The organism is Stenotrophomonas sp. HMWF003 (genome assembly GCF_003061285.1).
GTDB lineage: Bacteria > Pseudomonadota > Gammaproteobacteria > Xanthomonadales > Xanthomonadaceae > Stenotrophomonas > Stenotrophomonas maltophilia_AP.
Genome location: NZ_QAIW01000236.1, coordinates 4066 through 7029, shown reverse-complemented (window position 1 = coordinate 7029; position 2964 = coordinate 4066). Strand labels below are relative to the sequence as shown.

The 2964-nt window shown below is 66.0% G+C and carries 3 protein-coding genes and 1 pseudogene; 3 read left to right on the top strand and 1 reads right to left on the bottom strand.

Annotated features, from left to right (window positions below):
• Window positions 1–31: 31 nt before the first annotated feature.
• Genes DBR34_RS09745 through accC form a run of 3 tightly spaced genes read left to right on the top strand, consistent with a single transcriptional unit; the run spans window position 32 to window position 2377 of the window.
• Entirely contained in the window at window positions 32–454 is a 423-nt protein-coding gene (locus DBR34_RS09745) for a lysozyme inhibitor LprI family protein (RefSeq protein ID WP_128096637.1), read from the top strand.
• Window positions 455–507: 53 nt separating this feature from the next.
• Complete coding sequence (gene accB, locus DBR34_RS09740; protein WP_128096636.1) at window positions 508–999, top strand: acetyl-CoA carboxylase biotin carboxyl carrier protein; 492 nt, start codon at window positions 508–510, stop codon at window positions 997–999.
• 10 nt (window positions 1000–1009) lie between these two features.
• Window positions 1010–2377, top strand: coding sequence for an acetyl-CoA carboxylase biotin carboxylase subunit (gene accC, locus DBR34_RS09735; RefSeq protein ID WP_128096635.1), 1368 nt, complete (start codon window positions 1010–1012; stop codon window positions 2375–2377).
• A 218-nt stretch (window positions 2378–2595) separates the two neighbouring features.
• On the opposite strand, the pseudogene DBR34_RS22540 reads toward accC, so the two are convergent.
• Window positions 2596–2964: pseudogene (locus DBR34_RS22540) on the bottom strand (hypothetical protein); the annotation flags it as partial.

The following is a 2964-nucleotide window of genomic DNA, read 5'->3' as shown; positions in this document are numbered from 1 at the left end:
CCCTGACCCGCCTGCAGGGCGCGCGCGCCTGATGACGCTGCTGCGCGCCCTTGCCTGCGTGGCGTTGTCGGCCGGCCTGTGCGCCAGCGCCGCGGCGTTCGATCGAAAGGACGAAGGCATCGACTGCGCCAAGCCGACCACCACGATGGAGAGCGACCTGTGCGCTTCCGACGTGGCCGCCGCTGCCGACGTCGAACTCAATGCCGTCTATGCGCAGGCACGCCAGCAGCTGCGCTCCCCGGCCGACGGCGGTGCCTGCAGCTGGTGCCGCAACGCCGAGCAGCAGCTGGTGCTGGCGCAGCGTGCCTGGGTGCAGCTGCGCGACCACGACTGCGACGCGGTCTACATGTTCAACTCCGACGGCACCGCGCGCAACGGCGCGCAGATGCGCTGCCTGACCACCCTCACGCGCGACCGCATCCGCCAGTTGCGCGATTTCTACGAATTGCTTTGACCCGAGCGCACCGCGCTTCCCACCACACTGACACCACGAGCCAAGAGGCCCCCATGGATCTCCGCAAAATCAAGAAGCTGATCGACCTGCTGGAAGAGTCGAACCTCGCCGAAATCGAAATCAAGGAAGGCGAAGAGTCCGTGCGCCTGTCGCGCGCCCCGGTCTCCGGCTACGGCATGATGCAGGCCGCTCCGCAGATGATGATGGCGCCCGCACCGGCGCAGGCTGCCGCGGCCCCGGCGATGCCGATGCAGTCGCCCACCGAAGCCTCCACCGGCGGCACCGCCAAGGCCGGCAACGCCCTGCCCGACGGCCACGTGCTGCGCGCGCCGATGGTCGGCACCTTCTATGCGTCGTCTTCGCCGGACAAGCCGGCCTTCGTGTCGGTCGGCCAGGCCGTCAAGGCCGGTGAAACGCTGGCGATCATCGAAGCGATGAAGATGTTCAACCCGATCGAAGCCGATGTCTCCGGCACCATCGTCGCCATCCTGGGCGAAAACGGCCAGCCGGTCGAATTCGACCAGCCGCTGTTCGTGATCGGCTAAGGACTCGTCCATGCTCGACAAAGTCGTTATTGCCAACCGAGGGGAAATCGCACTGCGCATCCTGCGCGCGTGCCACACCCTGGGCATCCGCACGGTGGCCGTGCATTCCACGGTCGACCGCAACCTCAAGCACGTGGCCATGGCCGACGAGTCGGTCTGCATTGGTCCGGCACCGTCGTCTGAGAGCTACCTCAACATCCCGGCGCTGATTGCCGCGGCGGAAGTCACCGACGCCCAGGCCATCCACCCGGGCTACGGCTTCCTGTCGGAGAACGCCGACTTCGCCGAGCGCGTGGAAGAGTCCGGTTTCATCTTCATCGGTCCCAAGGCCGACACCATCCGCCTGATGGGCGACAAGGTGGAAGCGATCCGCGCGATGAAGGCCGCCGGCGTGCCGTGCGTGCCCGGCTCGGGCGGCCCGCTCACCGACGACATCGTGGCCAACACCAAGATTGCCCGTGAGATCGGTTACCCGGTCATCATCAAGGCATCCGGTGGCGGCGGCGGTCGCGGCATGCGCGTGGTGCATGCCGAGGCGTCGTTGAAGGCGGCCATCGAAACCACCAAGTCCGAAGCGAAGGCAGCCTTCAGCAACGACCAGGTGTACATGGAGAAGTTCCTGGAGAATCCGCGCCACGTGGAGATCCAGGTGCTGGCCGACGGCCAGGGCAACGCCATCCACCTGGGTGAGCGCGACTGCTCGATGCAGCGCCGCCACCAGAAGGTGGTGGAAGAAGCGCCGGCACCGGGCATCACTGACGAAATGCGCGAGCAGATCGGCAAGGTGTGCGTGGAAGCCTGCATCCGCATCGGCTACCGCGGCGCGGGTACCTTCGAGTTCCTGTTCGAAGACGGCCGGTTCTACTTCATCGAAATGAACACCCGCGTGCAGGTGGAACATCCGGTGACGGAGATGGTGACCGGTATCGACCTGGTCTGCGAACAGCTGCGCATTGCTGCCGGCCAGAAGCTGACCATCAAGCAGAGCGACGTGGTGCTGACCGGCCACGCGATCGAATGCCGCATCAACGCCGAAGACGCGGAAACCTTCGTGCCGAGCCCGGGCCAGATCACCGCCTTCCATCCGCCGGGTGGCCCCGGTGTGCGCGTGGATACCCACATCTACAGTGGTTACCGCGTACCGCCGAACTACGACTCGATGATCGGCAAGCTGATCGTGCACGGCCCGGACCGCGAAACCGCGATCGCGCGCATGCGCGTAGCGCTGAGCGAAATGGTGGTCGATGGCATCAAGACCAACGTGGCGCTGCAGCAGCGGATCATGCGCGACAAGGGCTTCCAGGCCGGTGGGCAGAACATCCACTACCTGGAAAAGCGCCTGGCCGAACGCAAGAACAAGTCGATTGCGTTGACCTGATCGCGCGGCGGTGCGTTACAGCAGAAAGGCGGGGCATATGCCCCGCCTTTTTGTTTGCCCGGAATGTGATGCAGGCGGGCGGTGTGGTGCGTACCGACTGTTGGTCGGTACGCCGTCCCTCAACGCAACAGCGCGATGAGCAGCAGGATCGGGATCGGAATGCCCAGGAACCACAGCAGCAGGTATCTCATGGTGAATCCTCCTCGTTGAGCGATGGGTTACAGGTCGCGGCGGCGGCCGCCCCAGGTGGCGAACAGGCTGGCGCTGAAGGCACCGATCAACAGCGTGATGAACAGCCACAGCGCGGCGTAGGCGGTTGCCTTGCGGGCGTCGTCAGCCGCCTGCTTCGCGTCGTTCTTGGCCTTCTCCAGCGAGGCGCGCAGGCGGGTCTGCATGTCGGTCACGCGGGCCTGCGCTTCGGCCTGGCTCATGCCGGTCTGGTTGGCCACCAGCTGCGCCAGGTACTGGGTATCGGCCGGCTCCATGGCGTCGCCCTTCAGGCTGTTCACCACGATGCGGTTGACCTCGCCACGGACGTCACCCCGACCCGGACCCGGGCCCGGACCCCGTTCTGCACCCGGCATCGG

Bases quoted from the DNA above. Each gene is read 5' to 3' on its own strand.
- DBR34_RS09745 (WP_128096637.1), top strand. From the start codon at position 32: ATGACGCTGCTGCGCGCCCTTGCCTGCGTGGCGTTGTCGGCCGGCCTG.
- accB (WP_128096636.1), top strand. From the start codon at position 508: ATGGATCTCCGCAAAATCAAGAAGCTGATCGACCTGCTGGAAGAGTCG.
- accC (WP_128096635.1), top strand. From the start codon at position 1,010: ATGCTCGACAAAGTCGTTATTGCCAACCGAGGGGAAATCGCACTGCGC.